The organism is Enterovibrio makurazakiensis (assembly GCF_050336585.1).
Lineage (GTDB): Bacteria > Pseudomonadota > Gammaproteobacteria > Enterobacterales > Vibrionaceae > Enterovibrio > Enterovibrio gelatinilyticus.
Map to the genome: position 1 here is coordinate 1 of NZ_JAKJSE010000021.1, position 26,508 is coordinate 26,508.

Annotated in this window: 22 protein-coding genes and 1 tRNA gene; 19 read left to right on the forward strand and 4 right to left on the reverse strand. The window is 47.4% G+C overall.

Annotation, left to right across the window (positions count from 1 at the left end; translation table 11 throughout):
* Nucleotides 1-4: 4 nt before the first annotated feature.
* The 10 genes from L4D06_RS16250 to L4D06_RS16295 all read left to right on the forward strand — a co-directional run bounded on the left by L4D06_RS16250 (nt 5) and on the right by L4D06_RS16295 (nt 11,242).
* A tRNA-Asn gene (locus L4D06_RS16250) sits at nt 5-80 on the forward strand.
* Nucleotides 81-725: 645 nt separating this feature from the next.
* On the forward strand, nt 726-1,307 hold the full coding sequence (gene rsxA, locus L4D06_RS16255) for an electron transport complex subunit RsxA (RefSeq protein ID WP_274165766.1): 582 nt from the start codon (nt 726-728) through the stop codon (nt 1,305-1,307).
* A complete protein-coding gene (rsxB, locus tag L4D06_RS16260) occupies nt 1,307-1,888 on the forward strand; it encodes an electron transport complex subunit RsxB (RefSeq protein ID WP_274165767.1) in 582 nt (193 codons plus the stop codon). Before rsxA ends, rsxB begins: the two co-directional genes overlap by 1 nt.
* The gene (rsxC, locus tag L4D06_RS16265; protein ID WP_429740433.1) at nt 1,885-4,539 is read left to right on the forward strand and encodes an electron transport complex subunit RsxC; all 2,655 of its coding nucleotides are present in this window, start codon (nt 1,885-1,887) and stop codon (nt 4,537-4,539) included. Before rsxB ends, rsxC begins: the two co-directional genes overlap by 4 nt.
* A 2-nt stretch (nt 4,540-4,541) precedes the next feature.
* The gene (gene rsxD, locus L4D06_RS16270; protein ID WP_429740434.1) at nt 4,542-5,603 is read left to right on the forward strand and encodes an electron transport complex subunit RsxD; all 1,062 of its coding nucleotides are present in this window, start codon (nt 4,542-4,544) and stop codon (nt 5,601-5,603) included.
* On the forward strand, nt 5,600-6,232 hold the full coding sequence (gene rsxG / locus L4D06_RS16275; RefSeq protein WP_274165149.1) for an electron transport complex subunit RsxG: 633 nt from the start codon (nt 5,600-5,602) through the stop codon (nt 6,230-6,232). Before rsxD ends, rsxG begins: the two co-directional genes overlap by 4 nt.
* Nucleotides 6,229-6,921, forward strand: a complete 693-nt coding sequence (locus tag L4D06_RS16280) for an electron transport complex subunit E (RefSeq protein WP_274165148.1) — start codon at nt 6,229-6,231, stop codon at nt 6,919-6,921. Before rsxG ends, L4D06_RS16280 begins: the two co-directional genes overlap by 4 nt.
* A 24-nt stretch (nt 6,922-6,945) precedes the next feature.
* On the forward strand, nt 6,946-7,587 hold the full coding sequence (gene nth / locus L4D06_RS16285; RefSeq protein WP_429740435.1) for an endonuclease III: 642 nt from the start codon (nt 6,946-6,948) through the stop codon (nt 7,585-7,587).
* Nucleotides 7,588-7,671: 84 nt separating this feature from the next.
* A complete protein-coding gene (gloA, locus tag L4D06_RS16290; RefSeq protein WP_429740436.1) occupies nt 7,672-8,088 on the forward strand; it encodes a lactoylglutathione lyase in 417 nt (138 codons plus the stop codon).
* A 253-nt stretch (nt 8,089-8,341) separates the two neighbouring features.
* A complete protein-coding gene (locus L4D06_RS16295; RefSeq protein ID WP_429740437.1) occupies nt 8,342-11,242 on the forward strand; it encodes an HD domain-containing phosphohydrolase in 2,901 nt (966 codons plus the stop codon).
* A gap of 142 nt (nt 11,243-11,384) precedes the next feature.
* On the opposite strand, the gene motY is transcribed toward L4D06_RS16295, so the two are convergent.
* Nucleotides 11,385-12,272 (reverse strand): flagellar protein MotY, encoded by an 888-nt coding sequence (motY, locus tag L4D06_RS16300; protein ID WP_274165144.1) that lies wholly within the window; start codon nt 12,270-12,272, stop codon nt 11,385-11,387.
* A 167-nt stretch (nt 12,273-12,439) separates the two neighbouring features.
* On the opposite strand from motY, the gene rnt reads away from it, so the two are divergent.
* The 5 genes from rnt (at nt 12,440) to L4D06_RS16325 (ending at nt 20,389) form a co-directional block, all read left to right on the forward strand.
* Complete coding sequence (gene rnt / locus L4D06_RS16305; RefSeq protein WP_274165143.1) at nt 12,440-13,123, forward strand: ribonuclease T; 684 nt, start codon at nt 12,440-12,442, stop codon at nt 13,121-13,123.
* A gap of 273 nt (nt 13,124-13,396) precedes the next feature.
* Nucleotides 13,397-14,710 carry an outer membrane protein transport protein gene (locus tag L4D06_RS16310; protein WP_429740438.1) on the forward strand — a complete coding sequence of 438 codons (1,314 nt, stop codon included), beginning with the start codon at nt 13,397-13,399 and terminating at the stop codon, nt 14,708-14,710.
* Nucleotides 14,711-15,157: 447 nt separating this feature from the next.
* On the forward strand, nt 15,158-16,405 hold the full coding sequence (locus tag L4D06_RS16315) for an outer membrane protein transport protein (protein ID WP_274165141.1): 1,248 nt from the start codon (nt 15,158-15,160) through the stop codon (nt 16,403-16,405).
* Between the two features lie 23 nt (nt 16,406-16,428).
* The gene (locus L4D06_RS16320; RefSeq protein WP_429740503.1) at nt 16,429-18,840 is read left to right on the forward strand and encodes a VolA/Pla-1 family phospholipase; all 2,412 of its coding nucleotides are present in this window, start codon (nt 16,429-16,431) and stop codon (nt 18,838-18,840) included.
* Nucleotides 18,841-19,066: 226 nt separating this feature from the next.
* The gene (locus tag L4D06_RS16325) at nt 19,067-20,389 is read left to right on the forward strand and encodes a Na+/H+ antiporter family protein (RefSeq protein ID WP_429740439.1); all 1,323 of its coding nucleotides are present in this window, start codon (nt 19,067-19,069) and stop codon (nt 20,387-20,389) included.
* A 94-nt stretch (nt 20,390-20,483) separates the two neighbouring features.
* On the opposite strand, the gene grxD is transcribed toward L4D06_RS16325, so the two are convergent.
* Nucleotides 20,484-20,822 carry a Grx4 family monothiol glutaredoxin gene (gene grxD / locus L4D06_RS16330; protein ID WP_274165139.1) on the reverse strand — a complete coding sequence of 113 codons (339 nt, stop codon included), beginning with the start codon at nt 20,820-20,822 and terminating at the stop codon, nt 20,484-20,486.
* 263 nt (nt 20,823-21,085) lie between these two features.
* On the opposite strand from grxD, the gene sodB reads away from it, so the two are divergent.
* A complete protein-coding gene (gene sodB, locus L4D06_RS16335) occupies nt 21,086-21,670 on the forward strand; it encodes a superoxide dismutase [Fe] (RefSeq protein ID WP_274165138.1) in 585 nt (194 codons plus the stop codon).
* A 175-nt stretch (nt 21,671-21,845) separates the two neighbouring features.
* Here sodB and asd read toward each other — a convergent pair whose 3' ends face one another.
* Together asd and L4D06_RS16345 are read right to left on the reverse strand one after the other, a co-directional pair.
* The gene (asd, locus tag L4D06_RS16340) at nt 21,846-22,964 is read right to left on the reverse strand and encodes an aspartate-semialdehyde dehydrogenase (protein ID WP_429740440.1); all 1,119 of its coding nucleotides are present in this window, start codon (nt 22,962-22,964) and stop codon (nt 21,846-21,848) included.
* 184 nt (nt 22,965-23,148) lie between these two features.
* The gene (locus L4D06_RS16345) at nt 23,149-23,418 is read right to left on the reverse strand and encodes a hypothetical protein (RefSeq protein ID WP_429740441.1); all 270 of its coding nucleotides are present in this window, start codon (nt 23,416-23,418) and stop codon (nt 23,149-23,151) included.
* Between the two features lie 118 nt (nt 23,419-23,536).
* Here L4D06_RS16345 and nhaC point away from each other — a divergent pair, with 118 nt between their 5' ends.
* The 3 genes from nhaC (at nt 23,537) to L4D06_RS16360 (ending at nt 26,443) form a co-directional block, all read left to right on the forward strand.
* Nucleotides 23,537-24,985, forward strand: a complete 1,449-nt coding sequence (gene nhaC / locus L4D06_RS16350; protein ID WP_274165137.1) for a Na+/H+ antiporter NhaC — start codon at nt 23,537-23,539, stop codon at nt 24,983-24,985.
* Nucleotides 24,986-25,256: 271 nt separating this feature from the next.
* Nucleotides 25,257-25,982 (forward strand): nucleoside recognition domain-containing protein, encoded by a 726-nt coding sequence (locus tag L4D06_RS16355; protein ID WP_429740442.1) that lies wholly within the window; start codon nt 25,257-25,259, stop codon nt 25,980-25,982.
* Entirely contained in the window at nt 25,982-26,443 is a 462-nt protein-coding gene (locus tag L4D06_RS16360; RefSeq protein ID WP_017007679.1) for a YjiG family protein, read from the forward strand. The genes L4D06_RS16355 and L4D06_RS16360 overlap by 1 nt, the downstream gene beginning before the upstream one ends.
* Nucleotides 26,444-26,508 lie beyond the last annotated feature (65 nt).

Here is a 26,508-nt window from a genome sequence, read left to right on the forward strand (position 1 = left end):
CTGTTCCCCCTTAGTTCAGTCGGTAGAACGGCGGACTGTTAATCCGTATGTCGCAAGTTCAAGTCTTGCAGGGGGAGCCACTTTTCATGGTTTGTTCTAKKAACGAATCATGGGTTTGAGAGTATCGCTTCGCGATATGTCGCAAGCCTAGGCGGCCCCGTTCCAGTCTTCAGGGGGAGCCACATTACAAAGGCCTTGTCGAAAGACGAGGCCTTTTTCGTTTGGGATAATCGCTTCGCGATTTGTCGCAAGCCTAGGCGGCCCCGTTCCAGTCTGCAGGGGGAGCCACTTTTAGAAACCTAGTCTTCGGACTAGGTTTTTTTTCGTCTGTTATTCAGTGCGCTGCACTGATTGTCGCAACCCTAGGCGGGCCCATTCCAGTCTTGCAGGGGGAGCTACTTTGGAAACCCAGCTCTGAACTAGGTTTTTCCGCCTTTCTTTCAGTGTGTCACACTGTAGGAAAGCAAAAAATTGTTTCATAACAGCCATTCAACGAAAACTCGCTGTATAACAAGAACGCTTTTTCCTCCAGATAAACTGATCCCTTTGAAAATCACTCTACGTAACTGTTATTAATGGTTTGCTCACATGTAAATCAACATGCGTTTTTGCTCAAAGATCGCTCGCTATCGGTATTTTGCCTAAAAACCCTGCCGCCTATCTGTTGTTATAGCGGCGTCAAACGCCGATAATACAAAGATCTTTATAAATTTTCGAAGAATGGCATGACTGAGTATTTGTTGCTTCTTGTCGGCACTGTCCTTGTAAACAACTTTGTGTTGGTTAAGTTTCTTGGCCTCTGCCCATTTATGGGTGTCTCCAAGAAACTCGAAACTGCAATCGGGATGGGGCTGGCGACCACCTTTGTATTGACGCTTGCGTCAGTAAGCGCCTATTTGGTCGAGACCTATGTGTTGGCGCCATTAGGCCTTGAGTACTTGCGTACCCTTAGCTTCATTCTCGTGATTGCTGTCGTTGTGCAATTCACAGAAATGGTGGTGCACAAAACCAGCCCGACGCTCTACCGTTTACTCGGTATTTTTCTTCCGCTCATTACGACCAACTGTGCGGTATTAGGTGTTGCGCTATTGAACATCAATGAAAGGCACAACTTTATAGAATCCATCATCTATGGCTTCGGCGCAGCGGCGGGTTTCTCATTAGTACTCATTCTGTTTGCCGCGATGCGTGAACGAATTGCGGCAGCCGATGTGCCACAGCCATTCCGCGGCGCTTCTATCGCGATGATCACCGCTGGCTTGATGTCGCTAGCATTCATGGGCTTTACTGGGTTGGTGAAACTGTAATGACCGGAATTTTAATTGCGGTGCTGGCTATCGCTGTACTTGCCGCTATTTTTGGTATTTTGCTAGGGTTTGCATCTATTCGGTTTAAAGTCGAAGCCGATCCCATTGTTGAACAAATTGATGCAATCCTACCTCAGACCCAATGCGGTCAATGTGGTTATCCGGGTTGTCGACCTTATGCAGAGGCGATTGCCAACGGCGACACCATCAATAAGTGCCCTCCTGGTGGTCAAGCTACCATTGAAAAGCTCGCTAACCTCATGGGCGTTGAAGCGACAGAATCTGCACACGAAGAAGAAGCCGTTAAAACGGTTGCTTTTATTTACGAAGATGACTGTATTGGTTGCACGAAATGCATCCAAGCGTGCCCTGTCGACGCCATTATTGGTAGTACCAAAGCCATGCACACCATCATCAAAGACGAGTGTACTGGTTGCGATTTGTGTGTAGCCCCTTGCCCCACTGACTGTATTGAAATGATCCCTGTAAAAACCACACCTGAAACTTGGAAATGGCAGTTGGAGCAAATTCCTGTTGTTCAACTGTCTGATACGCCGCAGAAGGGAGCTGAGAAAGCATGAGCACCCTTATCGAACAAATAAAACAAGGCCAAGTCTGGGATTTTCATGGTGGTATTCATCCACCAGAAAACAAACGTCAGTCAAGTGAACAAGGTATATTGCCTGCAGAGATTCCGAATGAAATCGTGCTGCCGCTGAAACAACACATCGGAACGACAGGACAAGTATTAGTCAGCGTCGGTGACAAAATACTGAAAGGTCAACCACTGACAAAATCAGACATATTGCAGTGCTGCCCTGTACACGCACCGACATCAGGCGACGTGGTTGCCATAGAACCGCGCACCATCGCGCATGCCTCAGGTTTATCAGAAACCTGCATTGTGATCCGCCCTGATTTTGAAGATGCGTGGTGTGAGAAAACCAGCCTGTCTGATTTCAGCCAAGCCACGCCAGAAACGCTCATTGATCATATTCGGATGATGGGTATTGCAGGTATGGGTGGTGCGGGATTCCCTTCTGCGCGAAAACTACAAACGGCACTCGCACGCACAGAAGTGCTGATCATCAATGGCGCTGAATGTGAACCTTACATCACCGCAGATGATCGTTTGATGCAAGAACGTGCAGAAGAGATCATTCAAGGTGTTGAAGTCCTCCAGCATATTGTAACGCCTCAAATGACAGTTCTCGCGCTGGAGGACAATAAGCCCGAAGCCATTGCAGCACTCAAAACAGCGACGACGGGTAAATCAAACATTTTGGTACAAGTCGTCCCCACCAAATACCCGTCTGGTGGTGAAAAACAACTGATCAAACTCATCACAGGCAAAGAAGTTCCCGCAAAATCTATTCCAGCCGCCATTGGCGTAATGATGCAGAACGTCGGAACGGTTTTTGCGATTAAGCGTGCAGTGATTGATGGTGAGCCATTAATTGAACGTGTGGTGACACTAACTGGCACCACACTTCACGAACAGAGAAACCGCTGGGCTCTGTTAGGAACCCCCGTTCGCTTCCTATTAGACAAACACGGTTACCAACCCGACCCTAAACTCGAGCGGCTGATCATTGGTGGTCCTATGATGGGCTATACCGTTCCGCATGCTGATGTGCCTGTCACCAAAGTGACAAACTGCATTTTAGTGCCGAGCAAGAAAGAAATTGCACCTTCGCAAAGTGAAATGGCGTGTATTCGTTGCAGTGCTTGTGCAGAAGTTTGTCCTGCATCTTTATTGCCTCAGCAACTGCAGTGGTATGCCAAAGATCAAGATTTCGACAAATGCCAAGAATACGACCTCTTTGATTGTATTGAATGTGGCGCTTGCGCTTACGTCTGCCCTAGTGAAATTCCGCTGGTACAATACTACCGACAAGCCAAGGCAGAAATTCGCACGCGTGATGCTGAAAAGCTTGCGGCAGAGAGAGCCCGTGAGCGTTTTGAAGCGAAAAAAATGCGCATGGAGCGTGAAAAGCAGCAACGCGAAGAGCGCCATAAAAAAGCAGCGGAAAATCGCCGCCAAGCCATGGCAAAATCTGACGACGGTGATGCCATCGCCGCAGCTATCGCTCGCGTAAAAGCAAAATCAGAACAAGGTAATGCCGCCACTGCTGTTAAACCCGCCGTTGCTGCTGCGATAGCTAAAGCCAAAGCGAAGCAAGCGGAAGCCGCTGCACAAGGGCTGAGTGAGCCTGACAACAGCGAAATGAAGAAATTGCGTGAAGAGCGCAAACGTCTGGCACGCGAACGAAAAGCATCGGAACAATCAGAGACTGAATCGTCAGCGCCAGAACCTATCGACGCCAACGTCGATCCAAAGAAGGCCGCTGTTGCTGCTGCCATTGCTCGAGCTAAAGCACGTAAAGCGACAGAACAAACCGAAGTTGAGGCCCCAACGGAAGAAGCCTCTGAAGCGGACCCGAAAAAAGCCGCTGTCGCCGCTGCGATTGCCCGAGCCAAAGCACGTAAAGCTGCACAGCAAGCTGAAACCGAAGCACCCGTGGAACACGCACCCGCTGACCAAAGCGCGGCTTCAGAGCCTGAAGTCGCAGACGTTGATCCTAAGAAAGCCGCAGTCGCCGCTGCGATTGCCCGAGCCAAAGCGCGTAAGGCCGCACAGCAAGCTGAAACTGAAGCCCCAGTGGAAGATGTAGTCGCTGACCAAAGCGCGGCTTCAGAGCCTGAAATCACAGACGTTGATCCTAAGAAAGCTGCTGTCGCCGCTGCGATTGCCCGAGCCAAAGCGCGTAAGGCCGCACAGCAAGCTGAAACTGAAGCCCCAGTGGAAGGTGTAGTCGCTGACCAAAGCGCGGCTTCAGAGCCTGAAATCACAAACGTTGATCCTAAGAAAGCTGCTGTCGCCGCTGCTATTGCCCGAGCCAAAGCGCGTAAGGCTGCACAGCAAGCTGAAACTGAAGCCCCAGTGGAAGATGTAGTCGCTGACCAAAGCGCGGCTTCAGAGCCTGAAATCACAGACGTTGATCCTAAGAAAGCCGCTGTCGCCGCTGCTATCGCCCGAGCCAAAGCGCGTAAGGCTGCACAGCAAGCTGAAGCTGAAGCCCCAGTGGAAGATGTAGTCGCTGACCAAAGCGCGGCTTCAGAGCCTGAAATCACAGACGTTGATCCTAAGAAAGCTGCTGTCGCCGCTGCTATCGCCCGAGCCAAAGCGCGTAAGGCTGCACAGAATAATACTAATAATGAGGATGAGTAACCGTGGCCTTTTTTATTGCCAGTAGTCCACACAGCCATAACCGTAAAAGCACCAGCGATATCATGATGCTGGTGCTGCTATGCACTTTACCCGGTATTGCTGCACTCTGTTATTTCTTTGGCTGGGGCGTACTTTTTCAAGTTGCCATTGCGTCAGTGACTGCCATACTCGCCGAAGCTGCTATCGTTGCCCTTCGAAAGCGTCCTATAAAGCGTTATTTGCAAGATAACTCAGCGCTGTTGACTGGCTTGTTAATCGGTATTTCCATTCCACCCTTCGCGCCTTGGTGGATAGCGGTCATTGGTAGCTTGTTTGCCATTGTCATCGCAAAGCACCTATACGGCGGTCTAGGGCAAAACCCATTCAACCCGGCCATGGTTGCCTACGTTGTCCTATTGATTTCCTTCCCTGTTCAGATGACAACATGGTTACCACCGGTTTCCCTCATCGCACAGCCACTGGGCATCATGGACAGTGCTTCAAGCATATTTACAGGTTTGAGTACTGACGGTTTTAGCGTTAACCAACTTCGCGTTGCCGCCGATGGCATGACCATGGCAACACCTTTAGATACCGTAAAGACTGCTTTGTTGGCAGGTAATACCGTCTCAGAAGCAGTGCAACTCCCCGTTTTCGACACCTTTGCAGGTATTGGCTGGGGCTGGGTTAACCTTGCGTTCCTCGTCGGCGGACTGGCACTGATAAAGCAGCGCATTATTCAATGGCAAATCCCAACCGCCATGTTAGGTTCGCTATTAGTTTTAAGCACGATCGGGTACGCAATCAGCCCCGATGCTGTTATATCTCCTGTTCTGCATCTGTTTTCCGGTGCCACCATGTTAGGGGCATTCTTCATTGCCACCGATCCAGTATCAGCCTCTACGACAACCAAAGGTCGTTTGGTGTTTGGTGCAATGATCGGCACGCTCGTCTATTTGATCCGCACCTTCGGCGGGTTCCCAGATGGCGTGGCCTTTGCCGTTCTCATCGCCAACATGTGCGTACCGTTGATAGACTACTACACCAAACCCACCGCTTACGGCTACAAGAAGGAAAGCAAATGATCCGCGCAATGCGAAACAATGGAGCCATTCTGGCTCTGGCAGCGCTGCTTTCAACAGGCTTAGTGGCTGTAACCAACACACTGACAAAAGACACCATTGCTGAACAAGAACGCATCCAATTGTTGCAGGTTCTTAATCAAGTCATTCCCAAGGGCTTGCATGACAATGCACTCGCGAAACAATGCACCTTAGTGCAAGATACTCGCTTGGGGACAGACGCCCCAATGCCGGTTTACATCGCGACCAAAGAGGGAAAAACTACCGCGCTCGCAATCGAAGCTATTGCGCCAGACGGTTACAATGGTGCGATTAAAGTATTGGTCGGCATCGACACCAATAACACTGTGCTTGGTGTTCGTGTGCTTAAGCACGCCGAAACACCCGGTTTGGGTGACAAGATTGACCTAAATGTGTCAGATTGGATTCTGTCCCTCAGTGACAAATCGGTCGAAAGTGCTGATGATAAACGTTGGGCTGTCTACAAAGACGGTGGACAGTTTGACCAATTTACAGGGGCAACCATCACCCCCCGAGCGGTTGTCAGTGCTGCTCGAAATGCAGCGTGGTATGCCATGCAAAATATTGACACGATTACTCGTCAGCCGCTTAATTGTGGAGATGCATCATGAGCCAAAACAATGAGCTAATGAAAAATGGACTGTGGCTGAATAACCCAGCTCTGGTTCAACTGCTTGGCCTATGTCCGCTGTTGGCGGTATCGGCTACGGTGACAAACGCATTAGGACTCGGCCTTGCAACCTTACTGGTACTGGTTGGATCAAACCTAATCGTGTCATTAGTACGTGAATGGGTACCCAAAGAAGTACGCATTCCAATCTTCGTGATGATCATCGCCTCTCTGGTTACGTGTGTCCAGTTACTGATGAATGCTTATGCCTTTGGCTTATATCAATCACTGGGTATTTTCATTCCCCTTATCGTGACCAACTGCATCATTATTGGTCGTGCCGAAGCCTTTGCCTCTAAAAACACACCGTTGCCAGCAGTGCTAGATGGCTTCTGGATGGGCATGGGGATGACTGCAGCACTCGTTGTTTTAGGCGCTTTCCGTGAAATCATGGGAAACGGCACCTTATTTGACGGTGCCGATCGCTTACTCGGTGATTGGGCGGCAGGGCTTCGCATTGAGGTGTTTCACTTTGACAGCCCATTCTTGCTCGCCATGTTGCCACCGGGCGCATTTTTGACGGTTGGATTTATTATTGCAGCCAAGAATGTCATTGATGAACGCCAAGCCAAAAAGCAACCTAAAGAGAAAACGGTTATTGAACGTGCCCGCATCACGTCCGCCGACTAACTCCACCTTTTCAATGGATGAAAAATGAATAACGAAAAACGTATTCAGATTTTGGAGCGATTACGAGCAGAAAACCCGCATCCAGAAACCGAGCTCAAATGGAGTTCGCCGTTTGAACTGCTGATCGCGGTATTGCTTTCTGCTCAAGCCACGGATGTCAGCGTCAATAAAGCCACGGATAAGCTCTACCCCGTTGCAAATACGCCGCAGGCGATACTGGATCTTGGTGTGGACGGCGTGAAGTCATACATCAAGACCATCGGTTTGTTTAACTCAAAAGCCGAAAATGTCATCAAGACTTGTCGAATTTTAGTCGAGCAACACGGTGGCGAAATACCCGAGGATCGCGCGGCATTAGAAGCACTGCCCGGTGTAGGCCGAAAAACTGCAAATGTCGTATTGAACACGGCATTCGGATGGCCAACTATCGCCGTAGATACGCATATTTTCCGCGTCTCCAATCGCACCAAATTTGCGATGGGTAAAAACGTCGATCTGGTAGAAGAAAAGCTGCTGAAAGTCGTACCAAAAGAATTCAAGGTTGACGTTCATCACTGGCTGATCCTACATGGGCGCTATACCTGTGTCGCTCGAAAACCCCGCTGTGGCAGTTGTATTATCGAAGATCTTTGCGAGTTCAAAGATAAAATCTACCCCGACGAGTAGTCCGAATTTCTGTAAAATTCTATCGATTAAAATGGCAGCATCAAACTGATTCAGCCTGCCAGAAACCCCTTTAAGGAGAGCAACATGAGCAATGGTCGTATTCTGCATACTATGCTTCGCGTTGGCGATTTAGATCGTTCGATTCGTTTTTATACTGATGTTATGGGCATGGAATTGCTGCGTAAGAGCGAGAACCAGCAGTACGAATATACTCTTGCATTCGTTGGCTACGGTGATGAATCTACCGGCGCTGTGATTGAGTTAACTTACAACTGGGGAACCACTCAATACGAGCAGGGTTCTGCATTTGGCCATATTGCCATTGGTGTTGATGATATTTACACGACCTGTGATGCGCTGCGCGCTGCGGGCGCAAACATCACTCGCGAGCCAGGCCCGGTTAAAGGTGGCTCTACAGAAATCGCATTCGTTGAAGACCCTGATGGCTATAAGATTGAACTTATTCAAAATAAAAGTGCATCTGCTGGGTTAGGTAACTAATCCAGACCTTCAACAACATACCCTGTGGGCTGTTATCACTACGTACTTGCAGCCCACGATTTCTATTCTTGCCTGACTGTTTTCCTCTCTCATTGAATCTGTACATCGCACGATTCCAAAATATTGTGGCTCGACCGCGATACATCCATTTCACGATTTCGTGATGACATTCAAACGATTAAACGAATTCATCCTGTCTAAAAAATGTTCTGGTATGCTCTAGTCAATATCTCACATTTAAGACATGGCAAATATGACTAAGCGTCGCTATACGCTCCAACTGCACATCGCAGGTATTTTCTTCATCATTGTCTCTATTCTCTCAGTATTCTTGATTGTGATGAGTTATCAAAACTCTAAAGCCCTTAACGAACAACTCGCGCAGGACAGAACTGAACAGAGTGCAGAGCGTGTGAAACTGGCATTTCAAAAGTTGGTTGCTCCTGTCACAACCGCGTTAGATGCTTTAGCAGTTTCAGAATATGGTCAGAGGTTCCATGCATCAAATGACCAAGGTTGGCTTGGCACCGTTGATGCAATCATGAAAAGAAACCCCGATGTTCTCTCTATTTACCTTGGCCACCCTGACGAAAATTCTGCCTTTATAAGGTCAACCAGCGCAGCATTTATGCGCAAACAATTTGAAACGCCAGATAACAGCCACATCATGGTCGATATCAACGATGCCAGTGGCACACAGCTAAGAACGTATTACGATAGCCGCCTGAAATTTATCAGTAGAGACGTAAATTCGATTAAATATCGCCCTACTACGCGACCTTGGTTTAAAGTTGCCCCCAGAGACGGAAGCATCTACATCACGGACCCCTACTTCTACTTCTTTATACAGCGAATGGGAATCACACTATCTCGACAACTGCCTGATAATTCTGGTGTTATCGCAGCAGATATTACGCTGGCTTCTCTATCTAACTTCCTAACTGACCTCTCAGATTCAGACGACACACAACTTCTCCTGCTAGACGATAATAGAAACATCATCGCCCACAACGGCTTCTTATCAAATGCCACAGGGGATTCACAAAATGAGTTATCCAATGCACTAGAGTTATCCCCCCTTAACCAACTTTACGTGGCATCTGAACTCAATGAAATAACGACCAATGTAGAGTCATTGGACCAAACATGGATGCTTAACCTTGTTCGTATTCCGTTTACGGAGGAAAGAGGGTTGTGGTTAGCAAAAGCGATTCCAGAGCAACAACTCATTGGCAGCGCATTGGATGCAAAAAACAACCAGATCATTATCAGTGCATTAGTGTTACTTCTGGGGACACTGATGGTGCTAGGTGCTTCTGCACGAATCGCAAAACCACTAAAAGCCATAGGTAAAGAAACTCAGAAAATCAAAAACCTAGATTTTGCCAACATCACACTTCCCACATCGCCGATAGCGGAAGTCACGGCATTGTCGGAATCTATTGGTGTCATGGCTGACACCATTAGCGGTTTTTTAGAAACACTTCACCGCGTATCAAATAGTTCCAACTTCGATGAACTGCTTAAAGACATCGTCTCTCACTGCCACCAAGCTTCTGGGGCAGACTATGTATTGATGTGGACAACCTCGTCCGAGAACAACGATTCACAGTTATCACTAACGGCCAGTTACCCTGAACATGCGAACAAAGCGACCATCAACGTCTCCAAACTACTGGCAGAGTCACCGCAAATGGTAAGTGCGCTCTCTCGACAGAAGTTCTTCAGCTTTACCCCTTCATCAACTGACATTCAGCGTGGTTTGCTTCCCGTTGACCTAAAACGTGCTTGGGTATTGCCTTTAAATAACCGCGACAATGAAAACGTGGGATATGTGTTCCTTGGTTTCAATCAGCACACACCTGATCATCAAGAAGAAAAAATTCATTTTATTACCCAGTTTTTGGGATTTGCTTCCCTCATCAAAGAAAACTGGGATCAGGTGGCCGCTCAAAAGCACCTGTTCAAGTCATTTGTTGAGCTGATGGCATCCGCCATCGATACCAAATCTCCGTATACAGGCGGACATTGCCAACGTGTTCCGGAACTCACCTTCATGCTCGCTGATGCGGTGAGCAAAGATACAGAGCATTTTCCCGATTTCTCTCTCAATGAACATAATCAAGAGGCGCTGTACTTCGCTGCCTGGCTTCATGATTGCGGCAAAGTCACGACGCCTGAATATGTGGTCGACAAAGCGACGAAGCTCGAAACCATCTACAATCGCATTCACGAAGTACGAACGCGCTTCGAAGTACTCAAACGCGATGCGGAAATCAGCTATTGGAAGCAGCGTGTTGGTGGAAAAGAAGTAGAAGCTTTGGATGCTTGGTTAAGCAATGAGCAAAAAACGCTTGATGACGACTTTGCCTTTATCGCCAAATGCAATCTTGGTGGTGAATTCATGGACACCAAAAACATTACACGTTTAGAAGAGATAGCTTCTCGCACTTGGTATCGCACCATCGATGATGTTCAAGGTTTGTCTTGGGAAGAAGAAGACCGTCGAAAACAACGAGGTGATATCGCACTTCCATCAAAAGAAAGCGTGCTCTCAGATTCTGTCGATCATGAGATCCCTTGGTTGCCACAACAACTCGAGACTTTCAAAGATTGGGAGTTTAAGCTTGCAGTCCCTAAACTCCAGTACAATCGCGGTGAGTTATATAACCTTTCCATTCAGCGCGGTACATTGAACGATGAAGAACGATTCATCATCAACGATCACATCATACAAACCATTAAAATGTTAAGAAAGTTACCGTACCCTAAACATCTTGCTCATGTACCCGATATCGCAGGCGGTCATCACGAGAAATTAGATGGTAAAGGCTACCCTTATGGTTTAGATGAAACAAACCTCTCTGTTGACGCACGAATCATGGCTATCGCCGATATTTTTGAAGCACTCACCGCCAGTGACCGCCCTTACAAAAAGGCTAAAACACTGAGTGAGGCACTTAAGATTCTGGCATTTATGGCAAAAGACAAGCATGTTGATGCCAAGCTTTTCCGCCTCTTCATTGAGCAGAAAATCTACCTGCAATACGCAGAATCTTTCTTGCCAGACTCTCAGCAAGATACCGTCGACGAGCAGGCGTTACTAGCGATGATCGCACCCAAGAAAGCCACCTCCTCAGCAGAGGTTTCTTAATACCACCCTAGGTGGATACGAATAAACTGGCAGCAACAAACAAAAAGCCCCGACGTTATTACGCGGGGCTTTCTTCTATCCAGAAGCTCGTTCCCAGATGTTAATTTAATCTGTCTGCGCTTAAGTGCCTGTATTATGTTTATCAGATAATGGTTCGACCGAGAGAAATGACCACACGTCGGTTTTTATTTCTACCGATAGGGCTATCATTATCAGCAATCGGTCGACGCTCACCAAACGCTTCCACTTGAATACGATCTTTCGGCAGGCCTAAGGACATGAAGTACTCTTCGAGATTCTTAGCTCGAATCTCTGACATTCGTTGATTTGCCGCTTTCGCACCACGACCATCCGTGTAGGTGGCCATCAATACCAAATCGATATCTGGGCTATATCGAACAAACTCTGCGATTTGAGCCAACTTTGCCATTGATGGTTTGTTGAGATCGTCGCCGTTATCATTGTAATGCAAAACGGTGAAAGCAATATCTTCAAACGAATACGGTAACAAACGAGAAATGCAGCTGCTAAATTCATTGTAAGGTTGCTGGAACGAAACGGCTGATAGGGCTACATCAACGCGCTTTCCACGGCTTTGCCATTCTTGAAAATTGAAGGTAGGGAATCGTCCACCTTCTAACTCAGCCAACATACCCCATGCAGTTTGGCCATCAACGTACCCATCAAACTGCTTAAAGAACCTCAATCTATCAATGTATTCCGCCGCTTCACCCGGTCTCCAAACCGCAGGCATAGACACCAGAGATACATTTTCTGTTTTTCCCATTGGCCGACGCATTTCTAGCTCAAAATCCAAATTGATTTTTTTGCTTGCTCGCGACGTAAACGTCGCCATCCCATAGTTCGGGATCATGTGTTCAATACGACATTCAATAGGTGTATCCACGGTCACCTGCCACAAAGACTCTGTTGGTTTTGCGCCATAGAATTTGCTGGCATTCGCCGACAACGGCAACACACTTGCAGCAATGAAAAATGTCAGCAGTGGAGAGGAAGTAACTCTCTTCATGGCAGGGCAGTTTCCTGTTTCTAATGTTGGATAACGCTATTTACCATATCGGTCAGTGACGTCATATCTTTAGTGTTTATTTTAATGCCGTTGAGCCAAAGTAGAAAATGAAAATGCCTCGCGCTTCTGCCATAATGCACGCCTGATTTTTACTAGTTGCACGAGACATGACTCAAGAAACCAACCTTAACACGCTTAAAGCACGATTCCGCGGATACTTTCCAGTTGTTATCGATGTCGAAACGGCTGGATTTAACTCGAACACAGACGCCTTGCTGGAAATTTGTGCCGTCACGCTAAAAATGGACGACGATGGTTGGTTGTCTCCCGATAAAACGATCCACTTTCATGTCGCACCTTTCGAAGGCGCAAACCTAGTCAAAGAGGCACTCGAATTCAACGGTATTCGCGACCCATTTAGCCCTCTGAGAGGTGCGGTTGACGAAGAGCATGCTCTGAAAGAAATCTTCAAACTCATCAGAAAAGAGCAAAAAGCATCTGGCTGTCAGCGCTCAATCATGGTGGCGCATAATGCGACATTCGACCATAGCTTCGTCATGGCAGCAGCGGGACGCACACACTTAAAGCGTAATCCTTTCCACCCTTTTGCCACCTTTGATACCGCAGCACTAAGTGGACTGGCATTAGGCCAAACCGTACTTGCCAAAGCGTGCAAAACAGCAGGTATCGCCTTTGACAACCGCGAAGCCCACTCAGCATTGTACGACACCGAACGTACTGCCGAGTTGTTCTGTGAGATCGTAAACCGCTGGAAAAAACTTGGCGGTTGGCCTGTTCTTGAGGTTGAAACTGCAGAGGAAGATGATTCCGCACACACCGCAGAAGAATAATTCGAGCCCTACCATCGACATTCATGGCGGCGCTGCACAAATAATCCGGCAGCCCGTCATCGTTTCAACAAAGACCACGTCAATTTTGGAAAAAGCCCCCAGCTGCACCCATGCATAAATATCCGGTTTGCTCCCCCTCAAACTATTGATAACAAACCAGCTATATCTCAAGTCTGTGCCTATACTGCTTAAGACCAACCCGTTCATGCACTAAAGTGCATAAAGCAAACCAGAGGCGGGAACTTACAAGGCAGTGACAAAGAGGCAAAATAGATGAAACCAATCACCCAACGTACTCTACTTGCAACCGCTGCGGCTTTAGCCGCTTTTCAGGCACATAGCGCAGGCTTTCAGATCAGTGAACACTCCGCAAGTGGCTTAGGCCGCGCATTTGCTGGCGAAGCAGCAATTGCAGATAACGCCGCCGTAGCAGTTCGAAACCCTGCTGCCATGACCATGTTTGACTCCGCTCAGGTTTCTGGTGGTTTGTCATTTATTCAGCCTGACGTAGATGGAAAGGTAAATACTGCTTCAGGCGTTGATACTAGCAATCCCGCATTTACAGGGATGAGTGCGGATCATAAAGATGTCGCTCCAGACGCTATCGTCCCTTACCTGCATTACATACGCCCGATTGACGAAAAAATGGCAATCGGCTTTTCGACCTATTCAAATTTTGGCCTATCAACAGAGTATCCGACTGATTCAGTCGCAGGTTCAATCGCTGGGCAAACCGAACTCACTACGGTCGATTTCAATCTCAATTTTGCTTATAAAGTCGCACCGCAATGGAGCTTGGGTCTTGGGCTGAACGCCGTTTATGCCGAAGCTGAACTAAACCGACAAGCTGGCGCTGCACTCTCAACACTAAATAGTGTGGCTACATACCTCACATCACCTACAGATAACGTCGCTCATCTTAAAGGAGACGGCTGGGGGTTTGGTTGGAATGCTGGTGCGTTGTGGGAGATTGATGAAAATAATCGTTTGGGTTTAGGCTACCGTTCTGAAGTTGATATTACGCTCGAAGGCGATTATAGAGGGATTTCAACAGCCTTAACCAAGCCTCAACAAACAGTCGCTGGAGAGCTTGAACTAAATCTTCCAGATATTTTCGAGATTTCTGGCTTTCATCAATTAAACTCAAGCTGGGCGCTGCATTATAGTGCGATGAGAATTGGCTGGAGTAGCTTTGAGGAGCTAAAAGCGACAAGTTCTGATTGTACAAATTGGACAGTTTCTCCTGCTGAAACTGGAGAATGTTTGCAGAAAGATGAAAAATGGGAAGATAGCTGGCGCTATGCTGTTGGTGCTACCCATTACCTAAACAGTCAATGGACACTTAGAACTGGTGTTGCATATGATGAAAGTCCAGTAAAGGAAGAATACCGAACTCTCAGTATTCCTGACTCTGATCGTACTTGGTATAGCATTGGAGCAACATATGCGAGCTCTGACGCTTTGACTATTGACGCTGGCATTGCATACCTGAGCGGTGATAGCGTAACGGGATCTGAAGATGGCTTCACATTTGAAGCGGGCGGTGACGCTTATATCGTCTCTATCGGTGCAAACTATAACTTCTAACCATATGTTTCATATATAAGAAAAGCCGACGGTTGTTTGTCGGCTTTTTTGTCAGATATCACAAAAGTGAAATGTTACGTCCCTCCTATGTGACACAAAAAACTCTGCGCTTTCCGGCTATTTCAAACGCTCGTTCACTTATCACCCATTTCATTTCTAATTGTAAATGCCTAATAACAAGCCATGCGGGGGCGTGAGCTTCTATTTAGTGCTTTTACTTAAAACATGGGTTTTAAAACATTGTCAGAACCTCCGCCACATAACCGACCACCAGCACAATTAACAGGTATTTAACATTATTCAACAACGTGACATATTAACGATTGTAATGATCCGACCAGATTGGATTGAAGCTTGCTTTAAACTGTAATGTTTTTTTTCAAACCACTGATAATAATGGACTTTAGTTTATTAATAACTAAAAGCTCAATTTGGATGAGAGGCTGTATGTCAAAAAAACTATCAAGAAGCGCGATAGCTATCGCTGTCGCTTTATGTGCACCTAGCGCTTGGAGTGCGGGTTTTCAGGTTTCCGAACATTCTGCTAGCGGCTTAGGTCGAGCCTATGCAGGTGAAGCTGCCATGGCGGATAACGCTTCTGTCATGGCGCGTAACCCAGCATCCATGGCACTTTTCACTGAAACACAAATGTCCGGTGCCCTTCATGTCGTCAACCCTGAAATTGACATTACAGATAAAACCACAGGCCAAAAAGCTTCTGACGTTGCACCTATGCAAGTTGTTCCGGCATCGTATTATGTCAACCCATATGACGATAAATGGGCATTTGGCGTGGGTCTTTACACCACTTATGGAGTAGGTACCGATTACCCTGACGCATTTAATGCTGGCGATCTTGCTGGTGATACGTCTCTACTTTCAGTGAACTTAAATCCAGCCGCCTCGTATCGCGTTAATGAACAATTCAGTGTAGGGGCAGGCCTTAACATCGTTTATGCAATGGCTGAGTTGAATCGTCACTACGGCATCTCCTCTGTTGCGGTTTCGAACGATTTCAGCGACAAGCTTATCAGCATGGAAGGCGACACATGGGGATTCGGTTGGAACGTGGGCGCTCTATACGAAGTCGACGACAAAAATCGTTTTGGTATTGCATACCGATCTACTGTCGATCTTGAGTTTAATGGCGACTTCACTGATAACTCGGGCAATATTATCCCAGGCGGCGGCAAGACAAGTGGCGATCTTAACGTTCCTCTTCCTGCCATCGCAGAATTTTCGGGTTTTCATCAGCTTAATCAAACATGGGCAGTCCACTACAGTGTGATGTGGTCACAATGGAGTGAGTTCAAGGAGTTAAAAGCCACGGGCTCGGGCTGTTCACTCACCAATGGAATTTGTTTCCAAAAAGACGAAAAATACGATGATGCATTCCGGTACTCAGTCGGCACAACTTATACACTTGATGAAGCATGGACCCTCCGTACTGGATTCGCCTTTGATGAGCAAGGTGGCAAGTCGACACTGAGTATCCCAGACACAGATCGCTACTGGTTCTCAGGTGGGGCAACCTACCAATACTCGCCAGAACTCTCCTTCGATGCTGGTTTGACATACATCTACAGTAAGTCCAACAGCTTCAAAGAAAGCAGCAGTGTTTCAAATATCGACTTTACCTTCGATGGTAAAGGCGCTGCATATCTTGCTGCAGTTCAAGCCAACTACACCTTTTAAACATCAGTCGAGGGAGATGAATGATGTATCTACAATTAAACACAACTAAAACCCGCCTTGCCTTGATGTTATCAGCTGCTATTGGACTAACAGCATGTGGCGGCGACGCCGAATTGAGCGGCAATACCGAATCTAGCGTTTTTCAAGAAGGTTATATTCAAGAAAGCCTGAAAGCGCCAACAAAAATCAGCTTTAACCTATCCGGTAGTAACGCAACAATTCCAGGGCCAAGCTTTCTACTTATGGATACCAACGACGGTACGTTGAACATCCCAACCAGTGATGCTAGCGCGACGAAGGCAAGTCTGAGTTCTGGTAACCGAGCTTCGTTAGCCGCCAACCTTGCAGACCCAAGGGCGGCCATGGGCACAATGGACGGCTGGCCAGTTTCTATGCCAATCATCATGCCATTTACTGGAGCAGGGTTGGCAGATGGCGTGCTGACATCCGGTGTCGTCGTTGCTCAGTTGACCGAAGGGCTAACGGGCTCTCCAACTCTTAAAAAGTTATTGGCAAATGGCACGGATTACCAAGTCATTTCTGATGCAAAAAACGATCGTCTGATTGTGCAATTCGCTGACTCACTAGCGGAGAAAGGTGAGTACATTATTGCCCTCACCAACGATTTGACAGACGCTAATGGCGACACGCTCGGCATGTCTTCGTCGTATGCCACGCTAGTGACGAAGTCAGACACCATTGTTAATGATTCCATTGCAACTGCGGCGACAGTGACCAAAGGCATCAATGCAATCTTTGCTCAGCTGGGAACCGCGAACGAGGACATTATTTACAGTTCTTGGTTTACCACACAGTCTGTCGGCGACACACTATATGCAACCAAAGGAGCGATTGCGACGGGTGCAGGTTTAGGTAACTTCGGCGCAGTATGGAAAGACTCAGCTAACCCCAATGATGTGGACTTAAGCGCGGCTTACTCTATGTCCGTACCTGCCTCCGGTCAGGACTATGCCACCGCATTGCCAGCCGACACTAACTTTGCTTCATATATCGAAACAGACAATGGCAGCGATGCTGCAGCCTTGGTTGCCGCTTATGCGCCAAGTACCGTGACCGTCTCGAAAGGCACAGTCAAACTGCCATACTTCTTGGAAACCGACGCTTCAACTTGGAACACAACGCCGTTTGAATCCGGTATGCCAAGCTTGGCAATGGTATCCAATGTACTCAGTGGTGATAACGCAGATGACGCTTCTGCAATAGGTCAGCAACTGGTTGCGGCAGGTGTAGACCTCGCCACATTGGCAACAGACCCTGCCGAGCAACTCAAGCTTGTTGGTCTTACGTTAACCAAAGCAGACGGTTCACAGCTAGATTCAGAGCGTGTTATTACTCGCTATAACCCTGTCCCTCAGCTTAAATCTTTGCAAGACGTACCATTTATACTCTTCACCCCAACAGCGCTAGTTGGCTCACCAGGTGACATGGAACTGGTGATTTACCAACACGGTATTACGTCAGCGAAAGAAAATGCCTATGCATTTGCCGCGAATGTTATTAATGGCGCGAAAACTCTCACCAAAGACATTGCGATTATTGCTATTGATCAGCCATTGCACGGTGAGCGAAGCTTAGATGCCACACGCTCAGCCAATGCAGACCCTACTGCATTCTTGAATCTCACTTACCTACCCGTAGGTCGTGACAATTTAAGACAAAGTATGCTGGACAACATGGGCCTAAGGGCTGCAGCATCAATCACTCAGTCGGTTACTGCTTTCGCAGGCACACCGTTGGCACCACTAGCAAACACTGCGGTGACAAACCCGTCTCTATTTGGTCACTCTCTAGGAGGTATCACAGGGTTTGGTACTGTCGCCATGGCGAATAGTACGCTGAACGATGCGGCTGGTGATGCCATCTTTAAGTTCTCTCGTGTTGCTGCAGCCAATACTGGCGGTCAAATCGCCAACTTGTTGTTGGGTTCTAACACATTCGGCCCTGGCATTATTGCCCAAGTCACGAGTGGTGTTACAGACGAAACAAAGGCGGCAGGACTAGTTAGTAGTTTTGCTTACGCCGCGCAAACCGTGATCGATGCCGTCGACCCATTCAACTTGGTCGGTGAGAATGACATCAATGGCACCAACGTTTTAGACGCGTTGCCGATTTATATGCAGCAAGTAAAAAATGATGCGACAGTGCCAAACACGGTAACCGATGCGCCGTTTGCGGGTACAGAACCGTTAGCAACGAAGCTTCAATTAACCACTGTTGATAATGCGTCACAAACGACAAGCAATGGCAGAAACTTCACTAAGTTCAGTGATGGTGGTAAGCACAGCACAGTGATTTCTCCTCAAGAAGACAATTTCAGTGACCTTGACCACACCACAGAGATGCAAAGCCAGTTGGTACAATTCCTAACAGGCAGTTCCGATTACGCGGTGAGTGACGCCAGCGTACTAGAATAACCCTCCTAGAGCTTCCCAAAAGGCCAGCACCCGCTGGCCTTTTTCTTTATTTCTCCCTTCTCTACAAATTCCTCTCGACAACGTTACAAAAAAAAGGAAACTGTGATCTTCGCAAGGTGATACCCAAGCTACCTTTGACTCATCAGGGATGACGAGGTTGCTTGGGTATACACATTTTTGGATAAATTTTTGCTCGTATTGAGCTCAGAGAAGTAGGGAAAAACTCATGAATCCGGTCGTTATCGCGGTTTGTGTGATGTTAATGTTGGCTCTTTTGCGAGTTAACGTTGTCGTCGCACTTACCTTTAGTGCCATTCTTGGCGGCGTGGTTAGTGGTTTATCGCTAACCGATACCATTTCAGCCTTTGAAGGCGGACTTGGCGGTGGCGCAACCATCGCACTAAGTTATGCCATGTTAGGTACCTTTGCTGTTGCTATTAGCCGCTCTGGTATCACGGATTTACTTGCTCAAGCGGTTATTCGCAAACTCAATGGTAAAGACAATGCCAACGCGACAAGCGCTCTTAAGTACATGGTACTGGTTGCACTTGCATTGCTTGCAGTATCGTCGCAAAACGTCATTCCTGTTCACATTGCGTTTATCCCCATTGTTATCCCGCCACTTTTGCATGTGTTCGCAAAATTGAACCTAGACCGCCGTCTCGTTGCGTGTGTCCTGACCTTCGGTTTGATCACACCCTACATGGTGTTACCTATTGGTTTTGGCGGCATTTTCCTCAACAATATTTTGCTGAAAAACCTGCATGACAATGGTCTGGATGTTGTTGCGAGCCAGGTGCCCCAAGCCATGCTTTTACCTGCTGCGGGTATGCTGTTTGGTGTGTTAGTCGCCGCGTTTATTAGCTACCGCAAACCTCGCCACTATTCGGAAGAGAAAATCCTCGCGGCAGAGCCTGAAAAAACAGAAATTAAACCGCAACATATTGTTGTCGCAATCGTAGCAATTGCGACCACCTTGGGTGCTCAGCTTTATACCGGTTCGATGATTGTCGGTGCGCTGGCAGGCTTTATGGTGTTCACCATCGGTGGTGTGATCAAGTGGCAGGATACGAATGATGTCTTCACTCGCGGCGTGCATATGATGGCCATGATTGGCTTCATCATGATATCAGCAGCCGGTTTTGCGGCAGTAATGAAAGCGACGGGTGGCGTTGAAACCTTGGTAGCATCACTAGCCTCAAGCATCGGTGATAATAAGCCCCTTGCTGCGTTATTAATGTTGGTTGTGGGCCTATTAGTGACGATGGGGATTGGCTCGTCATTTTCCACTATCCCTATTATCGCCACTATCTATGTTCCACTCGCCTTGGCATTTGGTTTCTCACCAATGGCAACGATCGCTCTAGTGGGCACAGCCGCAGCCTTAGGTGACGCAGGCTCCCCAGCCTCTGACTCGACGCTTGGGCCTACGTCTGGCTTGAACGCTGACGGTCAGCATGAGCACATTTGGGACACGGTTGTACCCACCTTTGTCCACTACAACTTGCCATTGATCGCTTTTGGTTGGCTAGCGGCCATGACGCTGTAATTTCAAGGCATTATCATCAATTAAACGATATAAAAAAGCCGCTAATGAAAATTAGCGGCTTTCTTGTATTACGTGCACAAACTCAGCCAATGGCTTAGTCATTCGCTTCCGCATCACGGCGCGCAGCGGCAGTTTTGATCATTGGCTGAAGCTCACCTTTCTGGAACATTTCCAGAATGATGTCACAACCACCAACCAACTCACCTTCAATCCACAATTGTGGGAATGTCGGCCATTGTGCATAGATAGGCAGTTCAGCACGGATATCAGGATTTTGTAGAATATCCACGTATGCAAATTTTTCACCACACGCCATTAGCGCTTGGCTAGCCTGAGAAGAAAAGCCACAGCTAGGTAGCTTTGGCGAGCCTTTCATGTATAGCAGGATGGTATTTTCTTCAATCTGCTGTTTAATTTTATCAATCGTTTCCATTACTTCCTCGAACACCAAGTGTGATGACTACCTTGATTCTAACTGGGAAAAGGCCGGAAAAAAACGCCTAAAATCTATAGGGTCAATTTAAGTCGCTTTTTTAAAAATTCTTCTTTTAATAAAGTAAAAACTTGCTAAACTGTTTCGCAGTCAGTCTATAAGTAGATACGTCCTCTTCAGGGAGCCTTTCCTAAAGTGTAAGACAAATCTACAGGAAGCAATAATGTCAGGGGGAAACCCCGCCTATCATGGAGAATCGCGTAATGGCATTTCAACTACCAGCTCTTCCTTATGAGAAAAATGCACTTGAGCCACACATTTCTCAAGAGACTCTGGAATACCACCACGGTAAACACCACAACACTTACGTTGTTAAGCTGAATGGCCTAGTTGAAGGTACTGAGCTTGAGAACAAATCTCTAGAAGAGATCATAAAGACCTCTACTGGCGGTGTGTTCAACAATGCTGCGCAAATCTGGAACCACACGTTTTACTGGCACTGCCTGAGCCCAAATGGCGGCGGCGAGCCAACTGGCGATGTGGCTGATGCAATCGCAAAATCTTTCGGTTCATTCGAAGAATTCAAAGCGAAATTCACTGATTCAGCGATCAACAACTTCGGTTCTTCTTGGACTTGGTTGGTGAAAAAAGCTGACGGTACTCTAGATATCGTTAACACATCTAACGCAGCGACGCCTTTGACTGAAGAAGGTGTGACTCCTCTGCTGACCGTTGATCTGTGGGAACACGCTTACTACATCGATTTCCGCAACCTACGTCCAGACTACATGAATGCATTCTGGGCATTGGTTAACTGGGAGTTCGTTGCTCAAAACCTAGCAGCGTAATTTCTGGCAATCGCCTGTAAAGATGAATACCTCGCGTTTGCGGGGTATTTTTTTGTCTTCATTTTGGTGTCGCTTTTTGATGTCAAATTGTGCCTTTTCACGATGGGTCAAACCGCAGGCACAAAAAAACCGCTGATTCGCAGCGGCTTTTTATTATTTCATTTTGACCGAGTGCTTAAGCGACTTCAGACAAAATAATACGCAGTGTACGGCGAAGCGGCTCTGCAGCACCCCACAATAGCTGATCACCTACGGTGAACGCATTGAGGAAGTCATCACCCATGTTCATTTTACGCAAACGACCTACAGGGATCGACAGCGTGCCGGTCACTTTTGCTGGCGACAATTCTTGAACCGTTATGTCGCGCTCGTTCGGGATCACTTTAACCCAATCATTGTGCGATGCGATGATGCTTTCAACTTCATCCATTGGCACATTTTTCTTGAGTTTTAGCGTCAATGCTTGGCTGTGACAGCGCATTGCGCCAATACGTACACAGGTACCATCAATCGGTACTGGGCTATCTTGTATGCCAAGGATCTTGTTCGTTTCTACCGAGCCTTTCCACTCTTCTTTGCTTTGACCGTTATCTCGCTTCACATCAATCCAAGGGATCAATGAGCCCGCCAATGGCGCTCCAAATTCTGAGGTTGGGAAGCTTGAAGAACGCAGCGTTTCTGCGACTTTACGGTCGATGTCCAAAATGGATGTTGCAGGGTTTGCCAGCTCTAAACCAACAGAGTCATTAATCACACCCATTTGGCTGATTAATTCACGCATATTTTTCGCACCAGCACCTGAAGCCGCTTGATACGTTTGCGCTGTCATCCATTCAACCAAACCTTCTTGGTACAGGCCACCTACAGCCATCAGCATCAAACTTACCGTACAGTTGCCACCCACATAGGTCTTAGTGCCTTTGTGAATGCCTTCTTGAATTTGTTTAAAGTTAACCGGATCCAATGTGATGATACTGTCTTCTTTCATACGTAGCGTTGAAGCAGCATCAATCCAATAACCTTTCCATCCCGCTGCGATCAACTTTGGATATACCGCTTCGGTGTAGCTACCACCTTGACAGGTAATAACGATATCTAGCTGTTTCAAACTTTCGATATCAAATGCATCTTCCAGTAAGCCCGCATCTTTGCCATAGTTTGGCGCTGGGATACCAATTTGAGAGGTACTGTAGAAAACCGGTTCGATAACATCAAAATCGCGCTCTTCTACCATGCGCTGCATCAGTACAGATCCGACCATACCGCGCCAGCCGACTAAACCTACTCTTTTCATTCTCACTCACACTCCATGTTGTAATCTTCTGCCTCTATCTTGAAAATTAACGACACAAATAACAAGCAAAAACTGCATCTTTTTGCGTAGTTCAGGGAGGCAAATCAATGCAAACCATCCAGAACTACATCAATCAGTCAATTTATATAAGGTTGGCAGAGAAATTCTATCTCAATCTCTGTTTTCATAAGCTTTTATAAACCCGCATCATCATTGCATGCTGACACTTAGATTCAATCACTGCATTGATGGAGATTTTCAGGTCATGATCTACAAAATCTAAACTCTTAGGACATTTACCATCGTAATTTACAAATATACACACATCCATAAAACAGACAACAAACACAACCTCACCATAAAAAGCCACATCATATCCATCGTTTTGATACAGAAAACCATGAAAAATAACACCCAAGACTGCAAAGTCACATAAATGGAAATACTTGTTCACCTACTCCAGTCTCTTTCGCTAAAGTATGCATCGCCGCCAGGAAGGTAGTACTGATAGCCCCAATATGGATATTTCAACGGCAGGAGCTAATTAGCTCCACAAACGAAAGGTTTGAAATATGCAAAGACACTCGGCGCGACTCCCTTCGCTATTCCAAGTATTCGCTGCGCTTGGTCTATTTCTCTTACTCGCATTCTCTTTCACAGCGAAGCTTAATTTACCCATTCAGCTTGCGTTATATATTGGTTGGTTCTTGATCATCGGCCTCGGCATCAAGCTGGGTCATCAATACAAAGATCTCGAAAAAGCCGCCACCAACGGCATCGCAAATGGCTTAGGGGCGGTCTTGATCCTTCTGGCTGTCGGCGCACTTGTCGGTACCTGGATTGCTGGCGGTATCGTACCAACTATCATCTATTACGGCTTGAATGCCATTCACCCCTCTATCTTCCTCGCCGCCACCATGATCATTTGTTCATTGACGGCGCTGGCGACGGGTACATCATGGGGTGCAGCGGGTACTGCGGGTATCGCAATGATGGGCATTGGCCAAGGGCTTGGTGTTCCAGCACCAGTGACTGCAGGTGCTGTGTTGTCAGGCTGTTACTTTGGTGACAAGCTATCTCCGCTTTCTGATTCCGTGATCCTTGCTTCTTCTATGTCAGGTGTCGAAATCGTTGAGCACATCAAAGGCATGCTACCTATCGCCCTGATCAGTTACATCATCACGGGTATTCTGTTCACCGCCCTTGGCCTACACTACGCAGGTAACGTAGACATGGCCCAAGTGAACGACGTGATTGCCGCCATGGACAAACAATTCGTGATTTCACCTTTGTCCTTCATTCCTGTTGGCATCGTATTGTTGCTATTGGCACTGCGCTTACCGTCATTCCCAGTGATTTCTCTTGGTTCTGTATTGGGTATCGTGTGGGCTATCGTAGTTCAAGACATGAATCCACTAGCCGCAATCAACACTGCATGGGCACCCTTCTCGATTGAATCTGGCGTGAGCTTCATTGATGCCATCCTAAACCGTGGTGGTATGGAATCCATGCTGGGTTCAGTGGCTGTGATTGTGTTCGGCTTGGGCTTTGGTGGCCTGCTAGACAAAGTGGGTGTACTTGAAACCATCGCAAAGGTGTTTGAACGTAAAGTCGACTCTGCTGGCAGTCTTGCTACCTCAACCATTGGTACCGCTTTCCTTGGTAACGTGTTTGGTTCAGCCATGTACGTGTCTTTGATTCTTACACCGAAGATTTGTGCGAAAAACTATGACCGCCTTGGCTACCACCGTAAAAACCTTTCTCGTAATGCAGAATTTGGCGGCACGCTGACATCAGGAATGGTGCCTTGGAGTGATAACGGTATCTACATGGCGAGCATTTTGGGTGTGGCGACGCTCTCTTACGCTCCCTTCATGTGGCTAAGTTTCGTATGTATTATCGTGACGATTGTGACGTCTTATCTTGGTTGGTTTGTTGACCCTGTTGAGCCAAACCAACAGCACGAAGTCGCATCCGATAACGCAAGCCTAGAAGGCGCTGCAGCACTGCAAAAAGCGTAATCTCAACACCCCCTTTCTAAAGGCAGCGATAGCTGCCTTTTTTACATCTCTCGAAAGGTGTTTACATCCTTGTTTTAGCGGAAAATCTTAGCCTTCCCGACAGTGCTACTGATAGTAGATCACGATCACATATTCAACATTGCACCACGCGAATTCCCCACCATTCAGTAGCACATATTGACCCCAATCAAAGTGCGGAATCCCTCGCAGAAGAGAATGGGGGCAGATTTCATTTTGCATACGCAAACACACTTAGCCCAAAGAGGTATCTATGAGCACTCCTAGCGAGCAAACTCGCAAAGTTACTATCGGTAGTTACTTTGCCCTCGCCTTCGCCGTCGTTTTCTTTTCAGGATTACTCCAATCTAACGAATGGTATGGCGTTTTTGACTTCACCACATTGAACGGTTCTTTCGGTAGCGTTGTTTATGGCGTTAACGAAACCGCTGATGGCATCCAAGCTGCAACCACCTCTATGCGTGGTAAAGGCGGTAGCGGTGCTCGTGACGGCTTCCTATTCGCCCTAACACTGATCCCTACCGTGATGTTCGCCCTAGGTATGATCAACGTACTAGAGCACTACGGCGCGCTGGATGCTGCACGTAAACTGCTTACGCCACTGCTTCGTCCATTGATGAACATCCCTGGTAACACAGGTCTTGCATTGATTGCATCGCTGCAAAGTACCGATGCGGGTGCAGCTATGACTCGCCAGCTAAAAGACGAAGGTCACCTTACCAAGCGTGAAGCAGATATTTTCACCATGTTCCAGTTCTCTGCAGGTGCAGCGATCGTGAACTTCTTCTCATCAGGTGCGGTGCTGTTCACCCTGACACTGATGGACGGCTCTTTGGCAGTCTCTTCTTCTATCGGTCTCGCGGTTGCCGTGATGTTCGTATTCAAGTTCGTGGGTGCAAACCTGTTCCGCGTTTACTTGAACATCACTGAAGGCAAAGAAGACAAAGCCGACAAAGCGCTAACCGAGGAGAAAGCATAATGACTGAAGCAAAAAAGCCGATGGTGACGGACATTTTCGTAGAAGGCGCTAAAAAAGGCTGGAACATCGCAACCACGTCAACCGTACCAAACGTTCTGATGGCGTTCGTGATCATCAAAGCGCTTCAAATCACCGGCGCACTGGATCTGATGGGCACCTTGTTCTCTCCTGTCATGGCAGTATTCGGCCTTCCTGGTGAAGCGGCCGCTGTGCTTATCGGCGCGTGGATGTCGATGGGTGGCGCAGTGGGCGTTGTGATTAGCCTGTTTGACCAAGGCATCTTGAATGGTGAGCACATTGCCATTCTTGCTCCTGCTATTTACCTAATGGGTTCACAAGTTCAATACCTTGGCCGCATCCTAGGCCCAATCGGTACTGAAGGCCGCTACATCCCAGCCATGGTTATCATCTCAGTGATCAATGCCCTTGGCGCAATGTTGGTGATGAACATTCTGGTTTAACGCTTTTCTCTCACGCCGAGCACTTTCTTATTCAATAAAGGCTCGGCGTTGCTTTCCAAACGGAT

Coding starts and splice junctions, on each gene's coding strand:
- rsxA (WP_274165766.1), top strand. CDS start 726: ATGACTGAGTATTTGTTGCTTCTTGTCGGCACTGTCCTTGTAAACAAC.
- rsxB (WP_274165767.1), top strand. CDS start 1,307: ATGACCGGAATTTTAATTGCGGTGCTGGCTATCGCTGTACTTGCCGCT.
- rsxC (WP_429740433.1), top strand. CDS start 1,885: ATGAGCACCCTTATCGAACAAATAAAACAAGGCCAAGTCTGGGATTTT.
- rsxG (WP_274165149.1), top strand. CDS start 5,600: ATGATCCGCGCAATGCGAAACAATGGAGCCATTCTGGCTCTGGCAGCG.
- L4D06_RS16280 (WP_274165148.1), top strand. CDS start 6,229: ATGAGCCAAAACAATGAGCTAATGAAAAATGGACTGTGGCTGAATAAC.
- nth (WP_429740435.1), top strand. CDS start 6,946: ATGAATAACGAAAAACGTATTCAGATTTTGGAGCGATTACGAGCAGAA.
- gloA (WP_429740436.1), top strand. CDS start 7,672: ATGAGCAATGGTCGTATTCTGCATACTATGCTTCGCGTTGGCGATTTA.
- L4D06_RS16295 (WP_429740437.1), top strand. CDS start 8,342: ATGACTAAGCGTCGCTATACGCTCCAACTGCACATCGCAGGTATTTTC.
- motY (WP_274165144.1), bottom strand. CDS start 12,272: ATGAAGAGAGTTACTTCCTCTCCACTGCTGACATTTTTCATTGCTGCA.
- rnt (WP_274165143.1), top strand. CDS start 12,440: ATGACTCAAGAAACCAACCTTAACACGCTTAAAGCACGATTCCGCGGA.
- L4D06_RS16310 (WP_429740438.1), top strand. CDS start 13,397: ATGAAACCAATCACCCAACGTACTCTACTTGCAACCGCTGCGGCTTTA.
- L4D06_RS16315 (WP_274165141.1), top strand. CDS start 15,158: ATGTCAAAAAAACTATCAAGAAGCGCGATAGCTATCGCTGTCGCTTTA.
- L4D06_RS16320 (WP_429740503.1), top strand. CDS start 16,429: ATGTATCTACAATTAAACACAACTAAAACCCGCCTTGCCTTGATGTTA.
- L4D06_RS16325 (WP_429740439.1), top strand. CDS start 19,067: ATGAATCCGGTCGTTATCGCGGTTTGTGTGATGTTAATGTTGGCTCTT.
- grxD (WP_274165139.1), bottom strand. CDS start 20,822: ATGGAAACGATTGATAAAATTAAACAGCAGATTGAAGAAAATACCATC.
- sodB (WP_274165138.1), top strand. CDS start 21,086: ATGGCATTTCAACTACCAGCTCTTCCTTATGAGAAAAATGCACTTGAG.
- asd (WP_429740440.1), bottom strand. CDS start 22,964: ATGAAAAGAGTAGGTTTAGTCGGCTGGCGCGGTATGGTCGGATCTGTA.
- nhaC (WP_274165137.1), top strand. CDS start 23,537: ATGCAAAGACACTCGGCGCGACTCCCTTCGCTATTCCAAGTATTCGCT.
- L4D06_RS16355 (WP_429740442.1), top strand. CDS start 25,257: ATGAGCACTCCTAGCGAGCAAACTCGCAAAGTTACTATCGGTAGTTAC.
- L4D06_RS16360 (WP_017007679.1), top strand. CDS start 25,982: ATGACTGAAGCAAAAAAGCCGATGGTGACGGACATTTTCGTAGAAGGC.